Source organism: Synechococcus sp. H55.11 (genome assembly GCF_047462475.1).
GTDB lineage: Bacteria > Cyanobacteriota > Cyanobacteriia > Thermostichales > Thermostichaceae > Thermostichus.
Map to the genome: position 1 here is coordinate 1 of NZ_JANSJI010000313.1, position 24,824 is coordinate 24,824.

Annotated in this window: 25 protein-coding genes and 1 tRNA gene; 14 read left to right on the plus strand and 12 right to left on the minus strand. The window is 60.3% G+C overall.

The window, feature by feature from the left end; genetic code table 11:
• Positions 1-125 precede the first annotated feature (125 nt).
• The 7 genes from NW853_RS12285 to NW853_RS12315 form a co-directional block, all read right to left on the minus strand.
• Positions 126-773 carry a thermonuclease family protein gene (locus tag NW853_RS12285; RefSeq protein ID WP_414334614.1) on the minus strand — a complete coding sequence of 216 codons (648 nt, stop codon included), beginning with the start codon at positions 771-773 and terminating at the stop codon, positions 126-128.
• Positions 774-1,169: 396 nt separating this feature from the next.
• Positions 1,170-1,658 (minus strand): YqeG family HAD IIIA-type phosphatase, encoded by a 489-nt coding sequence (locus NW853_RS12290; RefSeq protein WP_414334017.1) that lies wholly within the window; start codon positions 1,656-1,658, stop codon positions 1,170-1,172.
• A 6-nt stretch (positions 1,659-1,664) separates the two neighbouring features.
• The gene (gene mltG, locus NW853_RS12295; RefSeq protein ID WP_414349144.1) at positions 1,665-2,825 is read right to left on the minus strand and encodes an endolytic transglycosylase MltG; all 1,161 of its coding nucleotides are present in this window, start codon (positions 2,823-2,825) and stop codon (positions 1,665-1,667) included.
• A gap of 265 nt (positions 2,826-3,090) precedes the next feature.
• Complete coding sequence (pyrH, locus tag NW853_RS12300; protein WP_414334014.1) at positions 3,091-3,849, minus strand: UMP kinase; 759 nt, start codon at positions 3,847-3,849, stop codon at positions 3,091-3,093.
• A 98-nt stretch (positions 3,850-3,947) separates the two neighbouring features.
• Complete coding sequence (locus tag NW853_RS12305) at positions 3,948-4,097, minus strand: hypothetical protein (protein ID WP_414334013.1); 150 nt, start codon at positions 4,095-4,097, stop codon at positions 3,948-3,950.
• Positions 4,098-4,197: 100 nt separating this feature from the next.
• On the minus strand, positions 4,198-4,527 hold the full coding sequence (locus tag NW853_RS12310) for a TMEM165/GDT1 family protein (protein ID WP_414334012.1): 330 nt from the start codon (positions 4,525-4,527) through the stop codon (positions 4,198-4,200).
• The gene (locus NW853_RS12315) at positions 4,511-5,146 is read right to left on the minus strand and encodes a TMEM165/GDT1 family protein (protein ID WP_414349145.1); all 636 of its coding nucleotides are present in this window, start codon (positions 5,144-5,146) and stop codon (positions 4,511-4,513) included. The genes NW853_RS12310 and NW853_RS12315 overlap by 17 nt, the downstream gene beginning before the upstream one ends.
• A gap of 74 nt (positions 5,147-5,220) precedes the next feature.
• On the opposite strand from NW853_RS12315, the gene NW853_RS12320 reads away from it, so the two are divergent.
• Positions 5,221-5,293 (plus strand) — tRNA-Ile (locus tag NW853_RS12320).
• Positions 5,294-5,318: 25 nt separating this feature from the next.
• Here NW853_RS12320 and NW853_RS12325 read toward each other — a convergent pair.
• Together NW853_RS12325 and NW853_RS12330 are read right to left on the minus strand one after the other, a co-directional pair.
• Positions 5,319-6,614, minus strand: a complete 1,296-nt coding sequence (locus tag NW853_RS12325; protein WP_414334009.1) for a D-alanyl-D-alanine carboxypeptidase — start codon at positions 6,612-6,614, stop codon at positions 5,319-5,321.
• Positions 6,615-6,660: 46 nt separating this feature from the next.
• Positions 6,661-7,041 (minus strand): hypothetical protein, encoded by a 381-nt coding sequence (locus NW853_RS12330; protein ID WP_414334008.1) that lies wholly within the window; start codon positions 7,039-7,041, stop codon positions 6,661-6,663.
• Between the two features lie 310 nt (positions 7,042-7,351).
• Here NW853_RS12330 and NW853_RS12335 point away from each other — a divergent pair, with 310 nt between their 5' ends.
• Positions 7,352-7,798, plus strand: coding sequence for a Fur family transcriptional regulator (locus NW853_RS12335; protein WP_414334007.1), 447 nt, complete (start codon positions 7,352-7,354; stop codon positions 7,796-7,798).
• A 183-nt stretch (positions 7,799-7,981) separates the two neighbouring features.
• Entirely contained in the window at positions 7,982-10,363 is a 2,382-nt protein-coding gene (locus NW853_RS12340; RefSeq protein ID WP_414349146.1) for a M48 family metalloprotease, read from the plus strand.
• A 24-nt stretch (positions 10,364-10,387) separates the two neighbouring features.
• Here NW853_RS12340 and NW853_RS12345 read toward each other — a convergent pair whose 3' ends face one another.
• A complete protein-coding gene (locus NW853_RS12345; protein WP_414349147.1) occupies positions 10,388-10,840 on the minus strand; it encodes a phosphomannose isomerase type II C-terminal cupin domain in 453 nt (150 codons plus the stop codon).
• 365 nt (positions 10,841-11,205) lie between these two features.
• Between NW853_RS12345 and NW853_RS12350 the strand changes: the two genes are divergently transcribed.
• Positions 11,206-11,538 carry a hypothetical protein gene (locus NW853_RS12350; protein WP_414349148.1) on the plus strand — a complete coding sequence of 111 codons (333 nt, stop codon included), beginning with the start codon at positions 11,206-11,208 and terminating at the stop codon, positions 11,536-11,538.
• Here the strand turns inward: NW853_RS12350 and NW853_RS12355 are convergent.
• Entirely contained in the window at positions 11,510-12,847 is a 1,338-nt protein-coding gene (locus NW853_RS12355) for a protein kinase domain-containing protein (RefSeq protein ID WP_414349149.1), read from the minus strand. The two genes, NW853_RS12350 and NW853_RS12355, sit on opposite strands and share 29 nt — an antisense overlap.
• Positions 12,848-13,011: 164 nt before the next feature.
• Between NW853_RS12355 and NW853_RS12360 the strand changes: the two genes are divergently transcribed.
• The 9 genes from NW853_RS12360 (at position 13,012) to NW853_RS12400 (ending at position 23,167) form a co-directional block, all read left to right on the plus strand.
• Positions 13,012-13,170 (plus strand): hypothetical protein, encoded by a 159-nt coding sequence (locus tag NW853_RS12360; RefSeq protein WP_414333997.1) that lies wholly within the window; start codon positions 13,012-13,014, stop codon positions 13,168-13,170.
• Positions 13,171-13,252: 82 nt separating this feature from the next.
• On the plus strand, positions 13,253-14,494 hold the full coding sequence (locus tag NW853_RS12365) for a hypothetical protein (RefSeq protein WP_414349150.1): 1,242 nt from the start codon (positions 13,253-13,255) through the stop codon (positions 14,492-14,494).
• A gap of 5 nt (positions 14,495-14,499) precedes the next feature.
• On the plus strand, positions 14,500-14,979 hold the full coding sequence (locus NW853_RS12370) for an NUDIX domain-containing protein (protein ID WP_414333993.1): 480 nt from the start codon (positions 14,500-14,502) through the stop codon (positions 14,977-14,979).
• 544 nt (positions 14,980-15,523) lie between these two features.
• Positions 15,524-16,594 carry a response regulator gene (locus tag NW853_RS12375; RefSeq protein WP_414333991.1) on the plus strand — a complete coding sequence of 357 codons (1,071 nt, stop codon included), beginning with the start codon at positions 15,524-15,526 and terminating at the stop codon, positions 16,592-16,594.
• 47 nt (positions 16,595-16,641) lie between these two features.
• The gene (locus tag NW853_RS12380; RefSeq protein WP_414333990.1) at positions 16,642-17,007 is read left to right on the plus strand and encodes a response regulator; all 366 of its coding nucleotides are present in this window, start codon (positions 16,642-16,644) and stop codon (positions 17,005-17,007) included.
• Between the two features lie 106 nt (positions 17,008-17,113).
• Entirely contained in the window at positions 17,114-17,647 is a 534-nt protein-coding gene (locus NW853_RS12385; RefSeq protein WP_414333988.1) for a chemotaxis protein CheW, read from the plus strand.
• A 41-nt stretch (positions 17,648-17,688) separates the two neighbouring features.
• Positions 17,689-19,926 (plus strand): methyl-accepting chemotaxis protein, encoded by a 2,238-nt coding sequence (locus NW853_RS12390; RefSeq protein WP_414333986.1) that lies wholly within the window; start codon positions 17,689-17,691, stop codon positions 19,924-19,926.
• Position 19,927: 1 nt separating this feature from the next.
• Positions 19,928-22,681: a response regulator gene (locus NW853_RS12395; protein ID WP_414349151.1), complete on the plus strand. Its 2,754-nt coding sequence runs from the start codon at positions 19,928-19,930 to the stop codon at positions 22,679-22,681.
• A 3-nt stretch (positions 22,682-22,684) separates the two neighbouring features.
• A complete protein-coding gene (locus tag NW853_RS12400) occupies positions 22,685-23,167 on the plus strand; it encodes a hypothetical protein (RefSeq protein WP_414333983.1) in 483 nt (160 codons plus the stop codon).
• Here the strand turns inward: NW853_RS12400 and NW853_RS12405 are convergent.
• A complete protein-coding gene (locus NW853_RS12405; protein ID WP_414349152.1) occupies positions 23,143-23,676 on the minus strand; it encodes a hypothetical protein in 534 nt (177 codons plus the stop codon). The genes NW853_RS12400 and NW853_RS12405 overlap by 25 nt on opposite strands.
• Positions 23,677-23,847: 171 nt before the next feature.
• Here NW853_RS12405 and NW853_RS12410 point away from each other — a divergent pair.
• A partial coding sequence (locus NW853_RS12410) for an acetyl-CoA carboxylase carboxyltransferase subunit alpha (RefSeq protein ID WP_414333980.1) occupies positions 23,848-24,824 on the plus strand: 977 nt, incomplete at its 3' end.

Here is a 24,824-nt window from a genome sequence, read left to right on the forward strand (position 1 = left end):
CAGCCAAGGATAGAGAGGGAGGCCTGGAACTTACAGGCTGTTTTAGCGAAAAGCGACCTAAAGTTCCCAGTTAAGAGCTACGCCAGGACTTCATCCCGCCAACGCGACTGGCCGTGGGGAGCAGGTCAGCGAGGGCCATAGGACGTCCAATAGCCGCGCCCCTGTTGCCTTGCCGCAGTGGCTGCTTCTCTGAGGATAGGGCCATACTTGAGGCCATCGGTTCGCCCAGACAACAGGCCATGGCCCAAAAACAGCATTTCCTGGTTGATGAGGGTATTGGCCTGCCAAACGTAGGCAGGTAACGTGGGAGCGGGAGCCAGGGCAGGATCCAACTCCAGAAACACCTCCCGTCCCAGCAAAGCCGTCTGCAAATATTGGCCGGCATTGTAAACCGCCAAAGGGGTTTGTCCGCGCAGCTCCGTCCACGTAGGATTGATCTCCGCCGGCAGGGGATCGATCCCGATCAGTTGCACCAGCCGCAAATCCAAATCCCCTTCAAGCTGGACAACCAGGGTGTTGTTGTCGACCACCCGAACTATGGCTGCACGCTTTAGATCGCGCAGCTCCGGACGCGCCACCCGTGTCAGGGCCCAAGCGGGCCATGCCGAGCACAGCAAGGGCAAAGCCAGAACGCTGCCCAGTTTGATAAGGCTCCGTCCATTGGCTACAAGCAGGGATCTGGGGCGAGGAGAACTCGGAGCAGAACGCAGAGATTTTTTCAGCACGGACTTTAGCCGTTGCAGGACAGACTTGACGATAGGGATGGTTCGCATGTTGAACTTTGGCTAGATCTCACGCCGCCCTCGCACCGCCGCCCACTGGGCCTCAATGCGGGATCCGGCCTGCCGTCACTCTACAAAAAACTTGGGCAGATGGGTCGGTTCTGCGGGCTATCTCTCGATTTCAACTGGCGGATGCGCTACCCCGTGACAATCTATAGAGTCATTGCAAATAACAAGGAAACAGCTCGTTATTTCCCAGCTCCCCTCTCCCTGAGGGAGAAGGGCCGGGGGTGAGGGCTGTCCCTGAGGGAGAGGGGCCGGGGGTGGTCGCGTGAGCGGCGCGGAGCGCTTGGGCTGTCCCTGAGGGAGCGAGGCCGGGGGTGAGGGTGTCCCTGAGGGAGAGGTCGCGCTAGCGGCGCGGAGCGCCTGGGCTGTCCAAAGAATCTCTCAAAAGCGGGGATCCAAGAGGGTAGTAGGGTTCTTCTCGACTTCTGCGGATAGGAGGGAGTTGACCAGCACGGTCACCAAGCCCAGCCGATTGCCCGCCAAAATATCGGTCAATAGGCGATCTCCCACCATGGCCACTGCCTCCACCGGCAAGCCCATCTGAGCTACGGCCCGCCGCAAGGCCCGCCGTGAAGGCTTCCCAGCGCGGTGAATGTAAGGTAGATCCAGGCTTTCTCCAATTTGTTGGATGCGGTTGCGATTGATGTTGTTGCTCACCAGCCAAATTTGAAAGTGCGGACGCAACTGCTCCAGCCAAGCGGCCACAGCAGGAGCCACCTCAGCCTGTCGGATCGGCACCAGCGTATCGTCCACATCGAAGATGACGCCTTTTACCTGCCAGGCCCACAGGTCTTCGGCCCGCAACTTCAAGACAGTGCCGGGCACCACCACATCCGGTTGCAGGAGCTTGAACCAAGGCTTACGTACCATTCTCGGCTAAGGACTTGTTTGAGAACTGGGCCGAGATCCCTGGGCAGCTTGCTGGCGCTCTTGAAGAATCTGCAATTGGGCTGCCTCGTGCTCGGCTAAAGTTTTGCTGAAAACATGGGTGCCATCGTAGCGGGCTACAAAGTAGAGGTAATCGGTCTTTTCAGGCTCCAAAACGGCTTTTAGGCTGGCCAAGCCTGGGCTGGCGATGGGGCCAGGGGGCAAGCCGGGGTTGAGATAGGTGTTGTAAGGAGAGGGGGTACGCACCTCAGCAAGGGTGAGGCGGCGATCCGGAGTTTGCCGGATATTCAAGGCATATTCCACCGTCGGATCGGCTCCCAGGGGCATTCCCTGCTTGAGCCGGTTCAAGAAGACGCCCGCGATCAAAGCGCGCTCTTCCGGCACCACGGCTTCCCGCTCCACAATACTGGCCAGGGTGACCCACTCGTGCAGAGACAGGGCAGTGGTGTGCTGCCGAAACAGGGGCAGGGCCACCACAACAAATCGCTGGAGCATGGCGTCGATCACCGCCTGGGCCTTTTGCCGATCGGGCAGGGATCCCTCCACCTGTTCGACGGGAAAAAGATAGGTATCCGGGAACAGGTAGCCTTCCAAAGAGCTCAAGCTGGGGGGCAGCCAATCAAGGGGAGGGATCACGCGGGCTGTGGCAATGAAAACTTCGGCTGGCATCCAGTTGCGCTCGGCCAAAGCTGCCGCCATCTGCTCGATGCGCCAACCCTCCGGGATGGTCAGCCGTCTCTGCAAGATCCTTCCCTGCCGCAGTTGTTGCGCTACGGTCAGCATGTCTTGGTTGGGATCCAGAGCGTAGGTGCCCGCCTGGAAGATCCAGTCGCGCCCGAAGGTGCGGCTCCACAGCTCCCAGGCCAGAGCCGAGCGGATCACCCCTGCTTGGCGCAGTTGTTGCCCGATCCGACGGCTGCTGCTGCCCGGCTGGATCCTCACCTGGATCGGCTCTGAACCTCCTACAGGCTGGATCCAAGTCTGCCACCGCCAGTAGCCGAAGCCGACGGCCAAAGCCAGCAGGAGAGCCAAGCCCTGCAGCAAGCGCCGACCCCAGCGCCCACGGAAGCGGCGGGGAGCGCTTTGGACAGCAGAGGGGCTGGGCGAGACGGGATCCCCTGGGGCCGAATGCCGGATCTGCTCTGTCATCGCCTTCTCCTCCCAATGGCCTGAGCACACCTTTGGGCCAGGTTACTCCTCAACTCCAACTCATGCCAGGGCATCGCTGGGCACTCAGGGCCGACCTCAGTTTGACATACTCCCTCGCCTAGAGGCAAAGGATTCTCCTCGCGTCAGGATTACTGGTGGTTCTACAACAGCAAGGGCCTACGGCCCACCAAAGGGGAACGGCGTAGCGGTAGGACGGGGCCTTAGGCCCAGTTTTTTGGGTAGCCTGGACTGCGCCCAGCTGGGATCAAGTCTCCTGGGCCAACCTGGCAGGGATCCCGTTGTTTTCGACAGTTCGTTGCCCGATCCAAGTGCCGATGGGCTCTCCCTGCACCACGCGATAGATGTTGCCGGGGGTGGTCAGGTCGAAGACCACAATGGGCAATTGATTTTCCTTGCAGAGGGCGATGGCGGTGCTGTCCATGACCCGCAAATCGTGGGTGAGCACATCCTGATAGCTGAGGACATCGTAGCGGCGGGCCTGGGGGTGGGTCTTGGGATCCGCATCGTAAACCCCATCCACCTTGGTGGCCTTGAAGATCACCTCGGCATCGATCTCCGCCGCCCGCAAGGCCGCCGTCGTGTCGGTGGTAAAGAAGGGATTTCCAGATCCAGCGCCAAAAATCACCACCCGCCCCTTTTCCAGGTGACGAATGGCGCGACGACGAATGTAAGGCTCTGCCACCTCTTGCATGGCGATGGCCGTCTGTACCCGCGTCGGGATCCCGGCTCGCTCGATGGCATCTTGTAAGGTCAGGGCGTTGATGACGGTGGCCAGCATCCCCACGTAGTCGGCAGAAGCCTGATCCATCCCTTGGGCAGCCGCCTCTTTGCGCCCGCGCCAGATATTGCCCCCGCCCACCACGATCGCCACCTGCACACCGGCCCGCACCACCGCGGCCACTTCGCTGGCAATGGCCTGCAAGATTTCGGGATCGATCCCGTAGGGACGTTCCCCCATCAGGGCTTCACCACTCAGCTTTAGGAGAATTCGTCGGTATTTCATCTTCATCCGCTCCAGCCCACCCCTGCCTACGATAGCAGGTTTGTTGGGCTAGCTCTGTTCACAGGATGGATCCACAGACTCTCTCGACAAAACCCCCCTCACGGCTGTTCTTCGCCAGCGCTGGCCTCATTGTCGCGGGGAGCAGAACGGAAGCGGCGGCCATTGCGAGCACGACTTTTCTGAAACTGCTTGGCATATTCGCGGTTGCGCTCGGCTTTTTCCCGCTTCAGGTTGCGTTTTTTGGCCATGCTGGTCTTCCTGACCGGTTATCCGGTATGAAGTGGAGTGCCCAAAGAAGGTGGTTTTTATCCTAACATGCTTGGCCGGCACTTTTCTGGAGCCTTCTGCTCAGCCGGCTAGGGATTCCCCCAACAGGGCCAGGCCCATCAAAACAAACCCCACTCCTGCCAGGGTCTTGATCCAGCGGGGTGGGATCATTCGCGCCACCCAAGCTCCTGCCCACACTCCGATGAGGCTGGTGCTGATCAAAGCGGCAGCAGCGCCCAAAAAGATCACCCCGGAGTTTTGCGAGCGGGCGCTGAGGAGCAGAGTGGCCAATTGAGTTTTGTCGCCCATTTCCGCCAGCAGAATCGAGCCGAAGCTCACCAGCGCCGCCCGTCCAGCCATTTGCCGCAGCAAAAACGGTGGGGTCTGGCTGTCGTTATCTTGGATCAACACGTTCCTCTGTTGCTCTCTCCTCTGTTCTGCCTTCTAGAAGGGGCTGGCGCTCTGGGGGATCGTCGCCGCGCCATTCCTGCCACAGCACATAGCCCCCGATCACCAGGAACCCTGCACCCGCCAACCATTGTAGCCAGCCTGGAGGGATGACTTGCCCCAGACCTTCCCCCAGCACCACGCTGAGCAAGCTGGCAGCTACCAAAGCGCTGGCGGAACCGAAAAAGATCGCCCAAGGAGATTGGGATTGGGCACTCATGAGCAAGGTTGCCAACTGCGTCTTGTCGCCCATTTCCGCCACAAACACAGTTAAAAAAGTAACAAGCCAGAGTTGCAGCGGGGATCCCTCGGCAGAGGGGAGGTCAGTGAGGGGCGGTGCCGTCGGAAGCTCAGTATCGAGGGCAACAGAGGGGGCCAAGCTCTCCCCGGCAGGCCGGAAATCCGCGGCGGCTCGCTCGCCGTTGAGGTAGTGCTGACCAAAGGTCAAAAAGCCAAAACAGAGGGCTAGGGACACGGCAATCAGACCCAAGCCCAACGTCAGTTGACCCTGCCAAGAACGCGCCGTTCGCGCCAGCGGGACGGAGTCCCTTGCCATCGCCTCTGCCCTCACAATCACCGACATGCAGCTTATCCCGTCGAGTAGCTCTTTTTCACCCCGTTTTGGATAAAGACAAGAGCGCTAGAGTAGAAGAATAAGGGGCGTTGGCCGAGCGGTTTAGGCAGCAAACTCATAATTTGCCTTACACAGGTTCGATCCCTGTACGCCCCATCGGCAAAGTTTCCCTGCAAAAGAGTTAGAGTGGCCAAAGAGGACGTAGCAAAGGCTCCGTGCGGGATCCCGTATCCAGAGAGCGGGGCGTCCAGCGTTTGGGTAAGGCGGCAGGGGATCCCCATTGCGCTTGGAGCTGGCTGAGGAATTGCCCCTGCTGGGCGCGCAAGCCGGCCAGGTCAGATCCGCCGTTCATCAGGGCAAACCAGATATCCCCCTGCTGGGTGGGCAATACCCCCGCCAAGGTGCTGACGCCGCTCAGGGTGCCCGACTTGGCGATCAAGATCGCCGGCAGCAGCCGCCGCTCCAGCACCCCCACGTCCTGGCCGACGACGGCAAAAGCATCGGCCAGAGAAAGCCCCTGCTCCTCGAGAAGCGATTGGATCGCCTGCCACAGGGCCACGTTGGCCCGTGGAGAGATGCGGTTTTCTACCCCCAACCCCGAGCCGTTGATCAGGTACAGCTCTTCTGCCGGGATCGCGGTGATGGCCTGGGCCATTTGTGCCACCTGAGCTGCTCCCCCCACTGCATTGGCCACCATCTCGGCCATGGCATTGTTGCTGTAGAGGTTCATCAGCTTGAGCAGGTGAATGAGGGGGGGCGATTCATGCCTGAGCAAGACCTGGGCCTCCGAGGGGATCTGCTGGGCAACCCGCACCGATCCCAAAATCTCCACCTGCGGCCTGGGCGTGCCGGGGGGCAAGGTCTGGAATTGCGCCTGGGCTTCCGGCGGCCAGAGGCGGGCATCCAGCCCCTGCCGCAACAGCGCGCCCGAGCGGGCCACATCCTGGAAAAAGTTCATGTAAAAGCGGCCCACCACCACCAGATCCCCCTGCACCTGGCGGATCCCCTGGGCGTTGAGGGCGTTCCCCACCGCGAAGGCTTCCTCCCAAACAAAAAAGGGATCCTCCCCTCCCAGCACCCAGAGATCGCCCTGCAAAACCCCATCCGCTCCCAGGGAACCTGTTGTCAAGTAGGTGGTCACAAAGCGATGGTGCGGGCCAAACTGCTGCAAAGCGGCCAGGGTAGTGGCCACCTTGGTCAGAGAGGCCGCCGGCAGAGCCTTGGATCCTTGATGTTGCCCCAAAACCTGGTCGCCCATCTGCAGCCAAACCCCCTGGGCGGCGGAAGCAAAGCCGCGACCGCTCAGCTGGGCCAAGTAGGTCTCCACCTGGGGTTGCAGGGATCCCTGCGCCGTCGCCTGGCAAAAATGAGCTGAGCTCAACAGCAGGAGCGCCGCCGAGAGCATCCCCACCCAGATCGCAACCAGCCGCCAGACCCGCCGCTGTCGTTCGCAATAGTATTGCAGAGCACCTTTCACCCAAAATGCCCTCTAAAAACGCCGACCCACCGCAGGAGCGGATCCCTCAGCTCGGCAACTCCCAGCCGCTTTCTTCTAGCGGCTCCACATCGATGGTGCCGGGGGGCGTTTGTCGATAAAAATGTCCATCGGCAACAAACAGCGGCTCGCCACAACTGGGGCAAAAGAAGCGGCTGCCCTCGATGGCCTGCGATTCTGACCCACACACCGGGCAGCGATCCGTGGCGATCCAGCGGCGCGCCCACCAGCGAAAGGCCAGCAGCACCAACACCGGCAGAGAGAGCAAGAACACCAACAGAGCCACCAACCCGGCGACCAGCCACCCCAGCCCGACACGGGTCAGCAAAACTGCCAAGGCCAGGGATCCCAGCCAGAAGCCCCAGCCGGTTAGAGAAATGGAATAGGTTTTGGGCTGCTCAAACCGCATCTTTGTTTTCCCTTCCCGTATTGACTACGCTGACCAACGCTGCTGGGATGCCGCGGGCCTTTTCCCGAGTATGTTAGCCCAGACTCACCCGCACACCAGAAAAATCCATCCCCTAGCCATGCTCTGTAGGCTAGCTCATCCCGAATGAATAGGGCATCCGGTTTCCCGCACCCACTTTCTCGCCCTCTGCCGGCAGGTTTCCTGGTGTTGACAACCAAGGTCGTTAGCATCGCTGCAAATGCAGTTATTATCAATTACAGAACTTATTGACTGTTACGGCGACGTTGCCCAACAGCGGAGGGGCGGCATCATGGTCTACACGGAAGAAGCTTTCAAAGCAGAGCTGAATGCCAAAGGCTGGCGAGCCACTCGGCAGCGGGAAATCATCCTCCAGACCTTTCAAAACTTGCCTGAGGGGACTCACCTGAGCGCGGAGGATCTGCACAAAAAGCTGCGGGAAGAAGGCCACAACATCAGCCTTTCTACCATTTATCGTACCGTCAAGCTGATGGCTCGCATGGGCATTTTGCGCGAGCTGGAACTGACCGAAGGCCACAAGCATTACGAGATCAACCAGCCGGCCCCCCACCACCACCACCATTTGGTGTGCGTCAAGACCAACAAGGTGATCGAGTTCAAAAACAGCGCCATCCTCAACATCACCCAGAAAGTGGCCGAAAAGTACGGCTTTAAGGTGCTGGATTGCCAGCTCACCATCATCGGCATCAGCCCGGAGGGGCAGCGCTCGATTTTGTAGCCAAACAATTCCCGAAGCTCAGGCTGGCTCTGGGCGCTCTCCCGGCAGCGGGGCTGTACTGAGTTTGTAGGGAGATGGGGATCCCCTTGGCAGGGAACATGCCAGAATAGCCGCTGTAAAGTCGCAAGCCATTGGCAGTTGCAGCAATAGCTGAGCTTACCCTACCCAATCCGGGAGATGGCTATGAACGAGCAGGAAGTGGCGCAGTGGCTAGAGCAAACTTTGGCAAACCTGCGTCTGAGGATCCAGGTGAAGGCCCAGCCCCTCCAAGACAATGCCGAGGACTACGCCTTGGTGGTCATGATCAACCACCCTGCTCACGTTGCTCTCAACCATGAGAGGCTGACGGCCTGGTTCCAGAAGGCAATTCCCAGCCGCTATCCTCAAGTCAAGCGCTTGGCCCTCTACAGCCGCCCCATCGGCCAACAGCAGGCCAACTGGAAAACTCAGGTGAGGCTGGCTCCGGAAGCGGCGACGGGCAGGGGGGATCCCGCCGACAGTCCAGATCTCAGCCGCTACTGCTTTGTCCAAGACCGCCAGTTGCTCACCGCCGACCTGCCCCAACCCTCCAGCCTGCTGCGCCAGGCGATCCTGGGTTTTCACGGCCTCACGGCTGGGCAAAAAGAGGAAGTTCTGCCCTTGCTGCCCACCTTGTTCCGCAACCCCGGCGCCGTCTCGACGGTGACGTTGTCGGTGGAAGCATCCCTGTGGCTGGAACCTCTGAAAAGCCTCAATCCCCATGAGCTGCGCCTGTTGAGCGTTTGGCTGAGCCGCTATTGCTTCAATCCCAGCCGCACCTTGGCCGAATTGGATCCCGCGACCTCAGGTCTTAAAACCGGACAAACAAGGCGCAGCTACCGCGCCCCCCAAGTGGGGGTTTCGCTGATTCTGGCCAGCTTTGCCGGCAACCTGACAATGTCCGCCGGCGTAACCCTGAGCTTATTGTTTGGCATGGTGTTTGTGCTGGCCCTGGCCGTTTTCGGCACCTTGGAAGGGGGGTTCTCTTTTGGCTCTCTCCTTTTTGCTGTTTTGCTCACCCTGGCCTTCAACGCCCTGATTTTCTTTTTGTCCCCCTGGCTGATGGACTGGATCCAGCACAGCCTCTACGGCACCCAGTGGGTGAGCCTGGCAGAAATCGGGCGTCGCAGCCCCGAAAGCGCGGAGGTGATCGAACGGGTCTGCCGCCAGTACAAGCTGAAGCAGCCGAAGCTGGGTCTGATCCGCGACCAAAACCCCACTGCCTTTACCTATGGCAGCCTGCCGGATACGGCCCGCATCGTCGTCAGCGAGGGCCTGTTCACCTACTTGGAAGATGAGGAGGTGGCTACAGTTTATGCCCACGAGCTGGGGCATGTGATCCACTGGGATTTCGCGGTCATGACCCTGGCTTCCACGTTGGTGCAGATCCTCTACCTCCTCTACGTCTACCTGCGCGACACGCGCCGGGATCGCAGAGGGGGCAAAAACATAGGTTCCTTGGCGCTGGTCGCCTACTTTTTCTACGTGGCTGGCTCCTACTTGGTGCTGTATCTGTCGCGGGTGCGGGAGTACTTTGCCGATCACTTTGCCGCCGAAACCACCGGCAACCCCAACGCCCTCTCGCGGGCTCTGGTGAAAATAGCCTTTGGCATTGTGCAAGAAGGGGAGCGGGAACAGGATGAGGAAGCCCGACAGCGCAGTGCTCGCCTGCTGGAAGGGACGCGGGCCTTGGGGATCTACGATGCCAAGGCGGCGGTGATGGCGGGGACAGCTTACCGGGTGGCTGCGGATCCCAGCCAGGTGGGCAGGGTGTTTTTGTGGGATCTGTTTAACCCTTGGGCCTGGTGGATGGAGCTGAACTCCACCCATCCCCTCACCGGCAAGCGGGTGCGGGCGCTAGGCACCTATGCCGAACAACTGGATCTGCCGGTGGAGTTCGACATGGCCAGCGTGGTGGCCCAGGGCAAGCAGCTCAACCGCCAGCAGCTCTACGGCAATTTTCTTCTGGACGTGGTTTTGTTAAACGCCGAGTGGCTGGGGGCGATCTTGGGGATGGTGCTCGGGATCCCGGCTCTACGGGCAGGGTCTTACGGCATGTTTGCCGGCCTGGCCGTGGCGGGAGCCAGCTTGGGCCTACTGCTGAAGATGACGGTGATGTACCCCAGCTTGGAAAACCCGCCGGCGTTGACGGTGTTGAAGGCGATGAGCAACCCCTACGCCAGCCCCTTGCGCGGCTTGCCGATGCAGTTGCAGGGGCGGGTGATTGGGCGAGGGGATCCAGGCTATCGCTTTGGCTCCGATCTCAAGTTCCAGGATGAGACGGGGATGATTTTCTTGCGCTATGTTTCTCGGTTTGGGCCGCTGGGCAACTTCCTGTTTGGGGAGAGCTGGGCAGGCAGGCTGATCGGCCAAGAAGGAGCGGTGGTGGGATGGTTCCGGCGGGGGGTAGTTCCCTACCTAGATCTGTCCCGCTTCCAGAGCAGCTATGGCGAAGTGGTGACCAGCCATCCTCCTTTTGGGCAGGCGGTGCAGGTGGCGCTGGGCTTGATTGCTGCCTTGCTGCTGATGGTCTTTTTCCCGTTCTAGGCTACCTGGCCAAGGATGCCAAGCTCAGGCTTTTGCCGGTTGCCCACCGTTGGCGCGGGCGTAGTCGTCGCTGAAGCGGATAATGTCGTCTTCGCCCAGGTACTGGCCGTTTTGCACCTCGATGATCACCAGGGGGATGACGCCGGGATTTTCCAGGCGGTGCTTGGTGCAGGGGGGCACGTAGGTGGACTGGTTGGTGGTGATCAGCCGCTCTTCATCGCCGCAGGTAACTTTGGCGGTGCCGGCAACGACGATCCAGTGTTCGCTGCGGTGGTAGTGCATCTGTAAGCTGAGGCGATGCTTGGGCAGCACCACAATCCGCTTGATTTTGTAGCCGGGGCCCTCTTCCAGCACCGTGAAACTGCCCCAAGGCCGACTTTCAGCATTGCTCTCGATCAGCTTGTTGAGGGTTTCGGCAGAAAGGAAAGGCGAGGGCTTTTCCAGGGAGGCCGGGTTGGCATTGGGGGTTTCCAGCATGGGATGCTCTCCTTAGGGCTTACCTTCAGCTTATCTCACGTAGTTTGGGGATAGGGTGTAAACTCCCGCCTGCCGGAGAGCAGGCGGCTGTGGGCGCTGCCACTGGGCCGCGTCTAAAAGGGTAGATTGGAAACCCAGAAGCCCCAAATTGACAATTTGTCGTCCACCCCCAACTCCTTCCCCCGCCCCCAAAGCCGGGAGAGGGATGCGATTTTTTGAATTGCGGAGGAAAACTTGCTATGTTCGGTCGAGCCTTGAAAAGCGGGAACCGAAGGTCACACCGATGGCCTTGGGTTTGCGGGCTGCTGCTGTTGTGTTGGCTGGGGCTATGCGGGCCGGCGTGGGCTGTGAGTTTGGGGGATCCCTTGCCGGAGTGGGCTAAGTCTATGCAGGTAGGGCGGCAGCGGCTACGGGGCGTGGAGCACTACCAAGGCCAAGAGCAGATCCGGGCCTACGGCAACCAGGCGGGGCGGGTGTTTTGGATTCAAATCGAAAGCAGTGCCGACCTGCCGCCGGATCCCCGGCAGTACCTGGGAGAGTACCAGGCGTTTCCAGCCGAGGTCATCCAGGTGGTGCCGCTGCGGGCGCGGCGGTTGCGCTTCCAGCAGGGAAATCGCAGCGCCGAATGGCAAGTTGTGGGCATGAGCGGCCACTTTGAAGCCGAGGCATTTAGCCACGATCTCGCCCGGCAGCCGTGATTTCCATCTCTTCCGGTTCTACAAGCACCGGCTGCCGCGAGGGTCGGGCGCATTCGGCCAGCAGTTGCCTGTATAGGGGCCGGATCTCATCCAAGAGGGCTTGGGCGGTGGGGTAACGGGCATCTGCATCGGGGGTAACCATGCGCTCCAAAATGGCCAGCAGGCGCGGATCCCCGAAGCCGAAGGGAATGGCTTCGGCCAGGGGTTCGCCGATCCGCGGCAACGTCCCCATAGACATTTCTACGGCCACCCGACCAAGGGCGAAAATATCGCTGTTGAAGCGGGGGCAGCCAGACAACTGTTCAGGAGGAGCATAGTCGCCGGTGCCGATGAAGACGCCAGAGAAGGGATCTTGGCCAGGCGGGCCATCAATGTGCTGGATGGCACCGAAATCGATCACGGTGAAATGGGTGCGTTTGTCTCGTCGGGTTTGGATGATATTCGAGGGTTTGATATCGCCGTGGATGACGCCATGCTGGTGGACAAAGACGAGGATCTTGAGGAGTTCACAAAGGAAGTGGGCGGTCTGGGCCGGCGACCAGATCACCCCCCGGTTGGCATGCTGCCGCAGCGAGGATCCCCGGACAAAATCTTGCACCGTGTAGAACTGCCCATCTTCTTCAAAGTGGGCCAACAGCTTGGGAATGTAGGGATGATGGCCCAGCTTCTCGAGGATTTGCGCTTCCCGCTCAAAGGCTGCCCTGGCAATTTCCGCTATCTTCTCGTGCTCTTCTGTTCGGTCTTTGTCTTCTTTATCGTCCATGCGTCGCAGGCGCTTGACCACGCAGAGCGGGTTGCCAGGACGATGGGTATCGCGGGCCAGGTAGGTTTGGCTGAAGCCGCCGATGCCGATCAAGCGTTCCATTTGGTAGCGCCCCTTGCCAACCTGGTTGGGTTGCTTGGCAGTGCCAGCTCGCCGGGCTGCGCCCAGAGCAATTTGAGAGCGAATGCGGGCCAGCACCACCTCAGGAAGGAAAGGTTTGGTGAGGTAGTCATCTGCCCCTAGGTCAAAGGCGGCCACCATGGCCGCTGCATCGTTGTAGCTGGAGAGGATCAGCACCGGCAACTCCAAGCGGGAACGAGCCGAGCGGATCCTCTGCAACAGCTCCAGCCCATTCAGCCCCGGCAGCACCAACTCCATCAGCACCAGATCTGGCGATTGATGAATGATGGCTTCCAAAGCCTTGATGTTGTTTTGCGCTGCAAAGACGCTGTATCCAGCTTGCTCAAGGCTGCGTTTCAACTGCTGGCTAACCGCGGGATCCCTGTCCACCAGCAGAATTTTGCCAAGCTGTTTTGCAGAGGTCATCACAAGCGCCCGCGCAGCTCTGAGCTGAGTATATCCAATAACGGCGGGGATACGGGAATGCTGCGATTGCCAGGCCGTAGGGGATCCCCAACTGCCGTCCTTGCTAGGATTGGGGGGTGGTTGGTGTTGTGGCTATGGAGATAAATGAGGTCTGGAAGACCTTTTTGAGCAATCCTGTTCCTTTTTGTGGGGGCTTCCTGAGCGGCCTGCTGCGTTTGGATGTCAGGCAAGATCCGCTGCGCAGTTGGCTGGAGTCGCAGGGCTTGAGGGTGGAGGATTCGCCCGCCCCCACCCAAGGTCCCCAGTCTATTTCCATCGAATAGAGGTACCAGGGATCCCTTGCGGAGGGTTTTCTCTGGGGTCTGGGAGGCGTCCCCGTTTGGTAGGGTGAGCTGAGGTAAGCCAATGTCCCCTGGACAGTCCGAACTCAGGAGATGGCGACGGCCGGGATCCCTTCGAGGCTGCGGCTACCTCGGCGGGATTGTCTTCCTGCTAACGGGGCTGGTTGCCCTACAGGCAGCAGATCCGGCTTTGGCCCAGTCGGATCGCGCTGCTCCCCCAAGCGCCGAGCTGGATCCCCAAGCTTGGCTGCAGCGCTTCAACACTGCTCTAAAGCAATTGCCGCCGCTGCCCAACTTGCAGTACCGCCAGCAGGTGCGGGTGGAGGGATCCCAAACTTTCACAGCCACCCTGGATGTGCTCCGCCGCCGTGACGGCAGTTGGCAGGCGTGGGTAGCCGAAGGGGATCGCATTCGCCTGTTGGATTCGCGGCAACTGGAGGTGGTGAACCAATCGGACCTGCTCAAGCTGTATTCGGTGTACGTGAGCCGGCCCGAAGCGCTCCTGCCCTCGGTGAGTTTTGAGCTAGAGGCTGATCCCAGCCGCTACCGCGTCGTCTCCTCAGAACGAGCAGATCTGGCGGGATCCCCTGTCCAGCACTTGCGCCTAGAGCCCCTGCAGGAGGGCCAGTTGCGGGAGCTGTGGCTGGAGCCGGAGTCAGGGCTGCCGCGGCAGGTGCTCTTGTTTTTGTCAGGGGTGTGGGGGCAGGCTTATGTCCTCATGGGGTTTACGGCAGTGCCTGCTCCCCAGGGAGGCGCCCGTTACTGGCTGCCGGAGAGCAGCCGCATCAATGTGGGCTATGGGTTTTGGACGCTGGAGGGCCTGACCCGCCGCGTGTTCAGGGGATCCCTTGCCATCCGGCACGACTACCAGGACTATCGCCTTCTGCCAGAGGGGGTGCAGTTGCGCTTTTTGCCCTCACAGCCGCCGCTGGATGCGCCGCCGGTGGTGGCCGGTCTGCCGGAGAGCAGTCCCCAACTGGAGCTGGGAGAGGTGCGGCCCTTAGGAGTGGACGAGCGGGGGAACCAGCAATTTAGCATTGGCCTGGGCAGACGCACCGCCGCAGAGACCCCCTTGGAAGACCGCATCGCCGCCTTTAACCTCACCCGACCGGCCAGCCGCAATGCCCTCACCCAGATCGATACCTTGGCCTTCTTGCCATTAGGCGACAGCCAGTTGCCGATCTATCTCTTTCAATTCGACACCGGTCGCCCTCTCTCGCCCCTGCAAGGGGTGGAGCGCCCGCGGGTGGATCCCAACGAGGTTTTTGATCCCAGGCCACCTGCCATCAAACTCTTTGGAGACTAGCTCCCATGCTGACCGATGCTGCCTACGGCGTGATCCCGGTGCTGCCCCTCCCGCCCGCCCAGGGATCCCACCTCTACCTGCTCATCCAGCACCAGAAAGGGCATTGGGCCTTCCCCAAAGGGCACAAAGATGAGGGCGAAAGCGACCTGGCCGCAGCCCAGCGGGAGTTGCGCGAGGAAACCGGCCTGACCGACTACCAGCTTCTGACCCTGCCCGGCCAGCCCGACCCCCTGACGCTGCAGGAGGCCTACACCTTTACAGATCCAGAGGGGAACGCGGTGGCCAAGACCGTTACCTACTACGTGGCCCTGCTGCCGCCCCAGTTTCCTCCCCCTCAGCTGCAGGTACAGCCGGAGGAGGTGGCCGCCTACCGCTGGTGTTCCTACCCCGAAGCCTTGGAGCAGATCAGCTTTGAAGAAAGTCGGCAACTGCTGCGCCGCTGCCAAGCCTATCTGGAGCCGCTTTGGAAATTGGAGAGCATCTAAGTTCCGTATGTTTACGGAAGAGATTTATTCGGATTACTTCTATATTGTCTTGCGTCTTGCAGGCTTTCCGTGGACAGTTTCCGGGGAAGAAAACCGCCAGACGATCTGAAGGTTAATTCTCATTTGTGACGATTGACTGGTGATCCCCAGTCATCGATAACCTAATCTGTAAAACCTACTCTAAGTTTCGTGCAGCCTTGGCCCGTTCTGTTAGGCTCGGTTCAAAAGGGGTTGTCTGGGTCGGAGCTGTGCTTGAACTTGAATCGTATTCTTGAAAACATTCTCGCGCCGACTTGTGAGTGGAGCATAGAGTTTCACCGATATTGTCAATCTCAGCGCAGAAAATTGCCCAAGCATGTCCTCTCCGCCGATGAATTGCCCCAACGTCTGTACGCAAGTCTCTGACCATTTGCTGAAGGTGGAGGCTGGTTTCACAGGGGTTGTTCGGTATTGCAGTGCTCTGGACAGAAGCGAGGAGCTGGACACTTGGTCATTGGTGTTCCACCAAGGTCGTCTGGGATTTGCACACCACAGCTTCGAGCCTTTGGAGCGACTGGACCGCCACCTGCGTCGGCTCAGCCATCAAGTTTTTTCTCTGACCCGCCAAAATTGCCTGCGTATCCATAGGCAGGTGGAAGCGCTGCTGGCTCAGGAGACGGGACCTCTGCCCGCAGACCTTCTGGGGCTGAGTTGGATGGTGACGGAACAACTGCTGCCTTGGGAAGCTGCGCGTCGGCTGAACACCTGGATCAGCGAGGAGGTGCTGCAAAATCTGTTGCTGGTTCCAACCAGCTTTCGGCAGGAGATCATCCCGTTGGACACGGTGCCCACCCTGGGTCAGTGGGAGGTGGGATCCCTGCTCGATCTGACCCAAAAGCGGCTACAGGCTTGGCAATCTTTGGGGCCTGAGATCACCTCCCCCTACCAACGGCCCTACTTTGCCAGCCGGGCTCAGGCAGAACGCCTTCCCGCCGAGCAACAGGAACGTCTGGGCCGGTTGCTGAAGGGGTTTAGCTTCCGCCAGTTGAGCGCTCTTCTCGATCAAGACGACCTGCGGATCGCTCGCCGCCTACATCCTTTGATCCAAGCCGGCATCCTTGTCCTACGGGATCCCCAGCCCCCCTTTGATCGGCTGCCCAAAACCTACGCGGCCAGGCTTGAGACAGAATTGCAGCCCTCAGAAACCCCCACCGTGCCTCTCCAACTGGCCAACGGGCTTGCGGATCTGGGCCCATCCCCCCCAGTCTCGAAAACCTGGGTTGTGGCTTGTATTGACGACAGTGAAGCCATGCTCAGCGAGCTGCAGCGGTTGCTGGAAGGGCACCACTTGGTCATCCACACCATCAGCGACTCTTTGAAAGCCTTGATGAAGCTGACCACTCTCAAGCCGGATCTCATCCTGCTGGACGTGGGCATGCCCAACGTGGACGGTTACCAATTGTGCAGCCTTATCCGCAAGTCCTCTGTACTCAAAGATGTGCCGGTGGTGATGGTTACGGGCCACAAAGGCCTGATCGATCGGGTTAAGGCGCGCTTGGCCGGTGCTACCGATTACCTGACCAAGCCCTTTCGGCAGGAAGAATTGCTGCAGATGGTGTTTCGCTATCTTACCTAGGGGCACCTTAAGCTTACGGTGGTTGAAAAACAAAGGAGTTGTCGATCATGGTGAAAGTTTTGGTGGTGGAAGATGTGGCCTCGGAGCGCCAGCTCATCAGCGATTACCTGCGGGCAGAAGGCTATCAAGTGGTGGCAGTGGCCAGCGCCCAAGAGGCATTGCAGCAGATCCGCAGCGACAAACCCGATGTGGTGCTGACGGACTTGGTCATGGAAGGCATGAGCGGGCTGGAGTTGTGCCGCCAAATCAAGAAAAACCCGGAGACCCAAAAGTTGCCCGTTGTGGCCTGCACTTCTAAAAATCAAGAGCTGGACAAACTCTGGGGCATGAAGCAAGGGATCGACCTTTATCTGACCAAGCCTTTTAGCCGCGAGGACATTGTGCGGGCCGTGAAGTCGGTGGTGCTGAGTTGAGTCTCGGGATTTTTTGCAGCGAATCTCCCTTGCTGAGTCCAAGTTGCGGTCGTGGTTCTGGGGTGCAGTCTGGTTGGGCCTTAGACGTTGCAGAGCGAGAGCAAAGATGCTGGCGACCTCTTTTTCTTCCCAAAGCTCTACTGCCGTCCGCACCGGAGAATTGTACTTACATCTCCAGTTGGGGGTGGACTGTCGGGCCCTTTTGCCCATGACAGTTGCCCAGGAAGTGCTAATTGTTGCCCCACAGCACTTTACTCTTCTCCCCAACCAGCCCGCATGGGTGCTGGGCTTGTTCAACTATCGCAACCGCATCCTCTGGGGCGTGGATCTGGGACAGTTTCTTGGCCTGGAGCCTTTGGACGTTGGGCAGCCCGAATACCATCTGGTGGTGATGCGCCCAGAATGTGGGGGGCTGGGCCTGGCTGTGCAACAAGTGAGGGGGGTGGCTCGAGTGGTCAGCCAGCAGATCCAGCCTCTAGCAGAAGCTCAACCCGTCCAAGATAGGTTCCGGCTGGATAGTCTCTGCGACTGTTGCAGTGGTTTGGTCTGGGAAAAGGAAAAGGAAGAGACTCTCTGGGTACTCAGCCCCCTTGCCATTCTCCAAAGGCTCAACTCGGCCTATTCCCAAGCCAATCCTTGATCCCTCTCAACCGTTTTCTCCTAGCTATAGGTAAAACTCTTATGGTCTCCTTCCGTCCCCTCTTCCTCAAGTTGGCCCCCTCTTCTCGACCCCAGGGTAAAGTCGCCGGATCCCGTCTGGCTCTGGCGATCAGTCTCCCGCTGGGCATCAGCTCCCTGTTGTTTGCCGTTTCTGCCGGCAGCGTAGCCCGCACCTACTTCGATTTCGAGCCTTCCATCTCGCGGCAGTTCACCCTGCAAAACCTGAGCGATCAGGTGATCTATTTGGATGAAGTCTTGACCATGTCTGCCCGCATGGCTGCTGCCAGCGGGGATCTGTCCTGGGAAGAGCGCTACAACCGCTATGTACCTCAGTTGGATAAGGTGCTGGCGGAGATTCAGCGATTGGATCCCGCTTCTTACGAGGCCTACGCAGCCAAAACGACAGAAGCCAACATCAAACTGGTGGAGTGGGAGGTGCAGGCTTTTGACTTGATTCGAGCCGGCGAGCAAGAACGCGCCTTTGACCTGCTGCACAGCCCCGAGTACGAAGAGCAAAAGCGCATCTACGCCGAAGGGATCAACCAAACCCTGGAGGCCATTCGCGGCAACATTCAGAGCAGCGTCCGGCTCTACGAGCGGGATCTGTTGGGGGCTTTGATCCTTTCGGCTACCAGCTTCCCGATCCTGCTGGTTAGCTGGGGGATCATCTTGATCCTGGTGCGCAACTTTGTGCGGGAACGCAACGCCACCTACGAGCGACAAGTCTCCGATACCCGGCTGGCCCAACGGTTTGCCGATATTGCCCGGATTCGCCAAGAGCAAGAGCTGATCGATCCCCTGAGCGAGCTGTTGGGCGAGATGCGTCAGCGCTTTGGTGCCCAACGAGTGGCCTTCTATCGCCTGACCGCTCCCGAAGAGGCGCAGGTTATTGCTGAATCCCGCGACAGCAGCCTGCCTGACACCTTGGGCACCTTCCTCCGCCGGATCCCGGCTCCGCTCCAGCAGGCTCTCCACAGTGGGCAAGTTTACGCTTTTGGCCCGGTGCCTGGGGTAGACCTGGGCGCCGACCACCTGCAGATGTTGGGCACAATCCAATTAAAAGCCGAGATGGTGGCGCCGGTGGTACGTGGCGATGAGCTTTACGGTTTTTTGGCCGTAGGCCGCGCCCAAAGCCAGAGCTGGTCTGACGAAGACCAGAAAAACCTGGCCGAGCTGGCCAACCGCCTGAGTCAAGCTTTGGGTAACCTGGGGGCGCTGGAGCAAAAGGCCGTGGCCGCCCAAGAACGAGAGCGGTCGGAAGCGCTGCAAAGAGAGCTGCTGCAGCTTATTGGCGAGGTTACAGAGGCCTCGCGGGGAGACCTCACCGTGCGGGCGCAGCTAACCGCCGGACAGGTTGGCATCATGGCAGACTTTTTCAACGTCATCATCGAGAGCTTGCGCGACATCGTGATTCAAGTGCAGCAGGCTGCCGGGCAAGTCAACCAATCGATTGGCCGGGACGAGGCAGCCATTCGCGAGCTGGCCGAGGCGGCTCTCCGGCAGGCCATCCAAATTGAAGAGACCTTGCGCTCTGTGGAACAGATGACGCTCTCGATCCAGGAGGTGGCCGATAAGGCCCAGCAGGCTGCCACAGTAGCTGAGTCTGCTGCCACTACGGCTACCGACAGCAGCTTGACCATGGATCGCACGGTACAGAACATCCTGCAACTGCGGGAGACGGTGGCCGAAACGGCCAAGAAAGTGAAACGGCTGGGGGAATCTTCCCAGCAGATCTCCAAGGTGGTGTCCTTGATTAACCAGATTGCCCTGAAAACCAACCTGTTGGCCGTAAACGCCAGCATTGAGGCGGCCCGCGCCGGGGAAGAAGGGCGGGGTTTTGCGGTGGTTGCCGAAGAGGTGGGGGCTCTGGCCGCCCAGTCGGCGGAGGCCACCCGCGAGATCGAGCGCATCGTGGAAGGGATCCAACGGGAGACCAGCGAAGTGGTGCAGGCGATGGAAACCAGCACCGGCCAGGTGGTGGAAGGCACCCGCCTGGTGGAAACAGCCAAGCAGAGCCTAGGGCAAATTGTGGAAGTCTCGCGGCAGGTGAACCAACTGTTCCAGGCCATCGCCCGCTCCACCGAGGCCCAGGTCGACACCTCCCAAACGGTGCGGCAGTTGATGCAGCAGATCGCCAACATTGCCGCCCAAACGGCGTCAGCTTCGCAACAGGTGGCCAACTCTCTCCAAGCTACGGTGGCGGTTGCCCGTCAGCTACAGGCTTCGGTGTCCACCTTCAAGGTGGGGGAGGCAGTCTAGTATGGAGCCAAATCCCGATGGCCTCGACCCGCGCGAATGGCTGGTGAGGCTGCAGTTTTTGGAGGAGGCCCAGACTTACCTCAACACCCTGGAGACAGAGGTAGTGGGGCTGGGATCCCGGCAGTTGGATCGCCCCCGTTTGGATCGCCTGCTGCGGGCTGCCCATTCCATCAAGGGTGGGGCGGCGATGATGGGGTTTTCGGCGCTCAGCGACCTGGCCCACCGCCTGGAGGACGGCTTCAAGATCTTGCAGGTGGATCCCCAAAAAGCCAAGCCCGCAGTAGAGCGTACCCTGTTGGCGGCGTTGGATTGCATGCGCCAAATTGTCCAGCGCCACCAGCAGAGGCAGCCGTTGCAAGAAGACTGGCTGAGGGAGAAAGTGGAGCCCATCTTCCAGCGGCTGCGGGAGCAGGTGGGGGAGTTGCGGCCGGAAGATACCGCGCAGGTGTTGGCTGCAGAAGCCGGGGGCGATATCCGGGTACTGCTGTTTGAAACGGAGGTGGAAGCCTGCCTGCAGCGGCTGGAGGGAGTTTTGGCCGCGCCCGACCAGCCCTGTCTGCGGGAGGAGTTTCTCATCGCTGCCCAAGAGCTGGGGGCGCTGGGGGAAATGTTGGATCTGCCTGCCTTTGTCAGCTTGTGCAGCTCGGCAGCCCAGGCTCTGGAAGCGCTGCCGCCAACTGAGAAAGAGCAGGTGTTGCCCGTTGCTCAGGCGGTTTTACAGGCTTGGCGACACTCGCAGGCCCTAGTGCTGGTGGGCCAGACGAATCTTCTCCCCAGCTCCTGGGATGCGGCAGAGCCTCCGGTCTCCTCCGCAGCAGAAGCCCCTCCCCCCCCAGGGGCCACTGCCGAGCTGCCGGATGCAATTCCAGCCAGGGCCAAAAGCCCCGCCGAGATGCTACGGGTGCCGGCTCGCCCTCTAGAACAGTTGGGGGAGCTGTTGGGAGAGCTCACGAGTGAGCGCAACCGCCTCAACAGCCGCCTGCAGCGGCTGCGGGAGCTGGCCAACTTGTTCAAACAGCGGGTTCGCACCCTAGAAGAAACCAACAGCCGCCTGCGCAGCAGCTACGACCGCGTCGCCGCCACTGTGCCCGCCTCTCTGCTATCACAAGCAAGGGATCCCGGCCTGACCCTGGTCGATACCTTTGACCTCTTGGAGATGGATCGCTATGGGGAGCTGCACCTTTTGGCCCAAGAGATGATGGAGACCATCGTGCAAATTGACGAGGTTACCGCCGATATCGACACCACGCTGCAGGAGACCGAGGGCAGCGCCCGCCAGCTCAGCCGCCTCTCCCGGCAAATGCAAATGCGTCTCGACCAGGTGCGCATGCAGCCGCTGTCGGATTTGACGGATCGCTTTCCCAGGGCACTGCGGGAGCTGAGCTTAGCCCATGGCAAGCCTGTGGAGCTGCGGGTTCTGGGGGGATCCACCCTAATCGAGCGTTCGATTTTGGAAGCTTTGGCGGATCCCTTGTTGCACTTGGTGCGCAACGCCTTCGACCACGGCATTGAAGATCCGGACACCCGCTTGGCTCGGGGCAAGCCGGCCAAAGGGCTGATTGAAATTGCCGCCAGCCAACGGGGCAACCGCACCTTCATTACGGTACGCGACGATGGAAGAGGGATTTCTCTGGACAAGGTGCGTGCCCGGGCCTTGCAAATGGGCTTTTCTGCCGCCGACTTGGATCAGGCTTCCAAGGAGGAGCTGCTTGAGCTCATTTTCCAGCCGGGCTTCAGCACCGCCGAGCAAGTCAGCGAGCTCTCGGGGCGGGGGGTGGGTTTGGATGTGGTGCGCACCAACTTGGAACAAATTGGGGGGCAGGTTCAGGTGGAATCTAGGGCGGGGGAGGGTACGCTGTTTACCCTGACTCTGCCTCTTTCCCTGAGCGTCAGCCGCGTGCTGCTAACAGAGTGCCGGGGGTTGATGTTGGCCTTTCCGGCCAACGCAGTGGAAGAGGTGCTGCTGGCTCCTGAGCTTCCTGCCGATGCCTTCCTTTGGGAGGGAGAGCAGGTTCCTTTGATCCCCGTAGGGCGTTGGTTTCGCTTTGCCCGCTGGCAGCCTGTCCAGGAAATGGATGGGACCCCCCTCCTCGACCGACCTGTGGTGCTGTTGGTGGCGGAAGGCAACCAGCCCTACGGTCTGTTGCTGGATCGGTTCTGGCGGGAGCAAGAGGTCACCCTGCGTCCGGTGGAGGGAGGTCTGCCTCTGCCGCCGGGGTTCTCTGGCTGCACCGTTTTGGCGGATGGGCGAATGGCCCTTTTCGTGGATCCGCCTGCCCTCCTAAGCTGGCTGCTGGCCCAGCGGGATCGGCCCTGCCGGCCAGCAAGGGATCCCCTTCCCCAGTCCAGGTTTGCCGCCCAGCCCCATCTGCTGGTGGTGGAAGATTCAGTTAACGTGCGCCGCTTCTTGGCCATAACCCTGGAAAGGGCGGGGTTTCGGGTTGAACAAGCCCGCGACGGACAAGAGGCTTGGGAACGGCTTGAGAAAGGAGTTCCCATCCAAGCGGTGATCAGTGATATCGAAATGCCGCGGCTGGATGGCTTTGGCTTGTTGGCCCGGATTCGTGGCCACTCCCTGTATAGCCAGCTCCCTGTGGTCATCCTGACTTCCCGCAGCGGCGAGAAACATCGCCAATTGGCCCAACGGCTGGGAGCCAGCGCCTATTTCTCCAAGCCCTTTCAGGAACAGGAGCTGATCCAACAGTTACGGGATCTGCTGCAGCCGGCCCCGCCGATATTGTCGGTAGCGAGGTAGACCATGGCCCTCCTCTCTCCTCTGCGCTTGCGCCGTCTGGCCCGCCAGGAGCACCTGAGAAACCAGCAAACCTTGATTACCTTTCAACTGAGCTCCTACTGTTTTGGTCTACCCATTGAACGGGCGCGACGGGTTTTGGCCTGGCAAGACTTTCAATCTGTTCAGGAGGACGGCCTTGAGCTTTTGGATACCAGCCGTCTATTGCTGGGCCGCGGGATCCCGTTTCTGCCCCAGGGAGTTCTGTTGCTGCAAGCGGGCAGTTGTGAGGACGGCCCACCCAATCAGGTCGATAACTCGAAAACGATGGCCCTGCCCCTTCCCAGTCAGCCAATCCTGCGCCGCCTAGCTGCTTCTCAGGTACAACCTCTCCCCAGCCGCTACGCCGCCCAAGGCCGCCAACGAGGCATTGTGGGATGGATCCCGCCCGCCGAGGGTCGGCTCCCCCTGTTGGTGTTTGACCCTCATCTTTGGTCTGTCCGTCCCTGAGCGGGGATAGGGGGTAGCTCCAGTGCCGGGTTCTCGACGCGGGTTAGCTCCCAACGGTAGGGATCCCGCCGCTGCCAGTCCAGGCGGAAGGGCTGTTCCAGCGCGTTTACCTGATCCCGCGTCAGGTTGGCCAGAGGGCCGCCGGATCCCTCAATAATAAACCAGAGGGTGGCTTGGCCTTGCTCCCCAGGGCCGAGCTGCACCTGTAGCTTTTGAGGCCGGATGCGCAGGCGCAAAAACTGGCCGAAGATCTCGCGGCTGTAGGCCAGTGCCTGCTCTTTGTCCAAGCCCCAGCCATCGCGATAAGTGGCGGCCACTAAGTTTTCTACTTTGGCCCAATCTCGCCGTTCTACAGCTTGCAGCAACCTTTGCGTGTGGACTCGGATTTGCCGCTCCGGCTGGGCGTAGTGCCAAAAGGCGCCCCCTGCGATGGCCAGGACGACGGATCCCACCACCGCCCAGCGCAGCCAGGGGGGAAGAGGCGCAGAGGAGTGGGAGGAGGAAAACACAGGTTTGAGCGGAGCCAGAAGAGGGCCTTCTCTAGCTTAGAAAATCCGGATGTGAGAAGATAGCGCTACGCGCCGCCATGCGAGTGGCTCCTGGCCTTCAGCAGCCTACCACCTCAAAAGCTGTGACCCGCATCAGCCTCACACTTTAACTCAAGGTTACTTCAACTGCTCATGACCAAAGCTACCGACCGACTGCTGCTGGAGTTTGAGCAGCCTGTTGCCGCCCTCGAACAGCGCATCCAGGAAATCCGGGCCTTGGCCGAAGAAAACGACATCGACGCCTCCGAGCAGATTCGCCAGCTGGAGGCCAAAGCCGAAGAGCTGCGCCGCGAGATTTTCAGCCAGCTCACGCCTGTCGAGCGGCTGCAGGTGGCCCGCCATCCCCGCCGCCCCACCACCTTGGACTATGTGCAGACCATCTGCGACGACTGGTTTGAGCTGCACGGGGATCGCCACGGCCAAGACGATCCGGCCATCGTCGGCGGCCTGGCCAAGCTGGGGGATCAGCCGGTGATGATCCTGGGCCACCAAAAAGGCCGCGACACCAAAGACAACATCCACCGCAACTTCGGCATGCCCAACCCCGCCGGCTACCGCAAGGCGCTGCGGCTGATGGAACACGCCCACCGCTTTGGCCTGCCGCTCTTGACCTTTATCGATACGCCGGGGGCCTATCCGGGAGTCAAGGCAGAGGCTGAGGGCCAAGGGGAGGCCATCGCCACCAACCTGCAGACCCTGTTTCGGCTGGAGATCCCCATCATCTGCACTGTCATCGGCGAAGGGGGATCCGGAGGGGCTTTGGCCATTGGCGTTGGAGATCGCATCTTGATGTTTGAGCACGCCGTTTATTCGGTGATCTCGCCGGAAGGCTGTGCGGCCATCCTTTGGAAAGATGCCAAGAAAGCGCCCCAAGCCGCCGCCGCCCTGCGCATTACTGCCCAGGATCTGCTGCAACTGGAGGTGATCGACGAGATCTTGCCAGAGCCGGTTGGCGGCGCCCACCGCGCTCCTCTGGAAGCTGCCCAGACCCTAAAGGAGGCGCTCCTACGACATCTCAAGGAACTTTCTGCCCTGAGCGGGCGGGAGTTGCGGGAGGAGCGCTACCAAAAGTTTCGTCGTATGGGAGCTTTTCTGGAGCTGGCTCAGGA

What these genes read in the sequence shown, in the direction of transcription:
- NW853_RS12285 (WP_414334614.1), bottom strand. Translation starts at nt 773, where the DNA reads ATGCGAACCATCCCTATCGTCAAGTCTGTCCTGCAACGGCTAAAGTCC.
- NW853_RS12400 (WP_414333983.1), top strand. Translation starts at nt 22,685, where the DNA reads ATGGCCCTCCTCTCTCCTCTGCGCTTGCGCCGTCTGGCCCGCCAGGAG.
- NW853_RS12330 (WP_414334008.1), bottom strand. Translation starts at nt 7,041, where the DNA reads ATGCGGTTTGAGCAGCCCAAAACCTATTCCATTTCTCTAACCGGCTGG.
- pyrH (WP_414334014.1), bottom strand. Translation starts at nt 3,849, where the DNA reads ATGAAATACCGACGAATTCTCCTAAAGCTGAGTGGTGAAGCCCTGATG.
- NW853_RS12290 (WP_414334017.1), bottom strand. Translation starts at nt 1,658, where the DNA reads ATGGTACGTAAGCCTTGGTTCAAGCTCCTGCAACCGGATGTGGTGGTG.
- NW853_RS12335 (WP_414334007.1), top strand. Translation starts at nt 7,352, where the DNA reads ATGGTCTACACGGAAGAAGCTTTCAAAGCAGAGCTGAATGCCAAAGGC.
- NW853_RS12365 (WP_414349150.1), top strand. Translation starts at nt 13,253, where the DNA reads ATGTCCCCTGGACAGTCCGAACTCAGGAGATGGCGACGGCCGGGATCC.
- NW853_RS12305 (WP_414334013.1), bottom strand. Translation starts at nt 4,097, where the DNA reads ATGGCCAAAAAACGCAACCTGAAGCGGGAAAAAGCCGAGCGCAACCGC.
- NW853_RS12385 (WP_414333988.1), top strand. Translation starts at nt 17,114, where the DNA reads ATGCTGGCGACCTCTTTTTCTTCCCAAAGCTCTACTGCCGTCCGCACC.
- NW853_RS12315 (WP_414349145.1), bottom strand. Translation starts at nt 5,146, where the DNA reads ATGTCGGTGATTGTGAGGGCAGAGGCGATGGCAAGGGACTCCGTCCCG.
- NW853_RS12345 (WP_414349147.1), bottom strand. Translation starts at nt 10,840, where the DNA reads ATGCTGGAAACCCCCAATGCCAACCCGGCCTCCCTGGAAAAGCCCTCG.
- NW853_RS12380 (WP_414333990.1), top strand. Translation starts at nt 16,642, where the DNA reads ATGGTGAAAGTTTTGGTGGTGGAAGATGTGGCCTCGGAGCGCCAGCTC.
- NW853_RS12355 (WP_414349149.1), bottom strand. Translation starts at nt 12,847, where the DNA reads ATGACCTCTGCAAAACAGCTTGGCAAAATTCTGCTGGTGGACAGGGAT.
- NW853_RS12390 (WP_414333986.1), top strand. Translation starts at nt 17,689, where the DNA reads ATGGTCTCCTTCCGTCCCCTCTTCCTCAAGTTGGCCCCCTCTTCTCGA.
- NW853_RS12340 (WP_414349146.1), top strand. Translation starts at nt 7,982, where the DNA reads ATGAACGAGCAGGAAGTGGCGCAGTGGCTAGAGCAAACTTTGGCAAAC.
- NW853_RS12395 (WP_414349151.1), top strand. Translation starts at nt 19,928, where the DNA reads ATGGAGCCAAATCCCGATGGCCTCGACCCGCGCGAATGGCTGGTGAGG.
- mltG (WP_414349144.1), bottom strand. Translation starts at nt 2,825, where the DNA reads ATGACAGAGCAGATCCGGCATTCGGCCCCAGGGGATCCCGTCTCGCCC.
- NW853_RS12370 (WP_414333993.1), top strand. Translation starts at nt 14,500, where the DNA reads ATGCTGACCGATGCTGCCTACGGCGTGATCCCGGTGCTGCCCCTCCCG.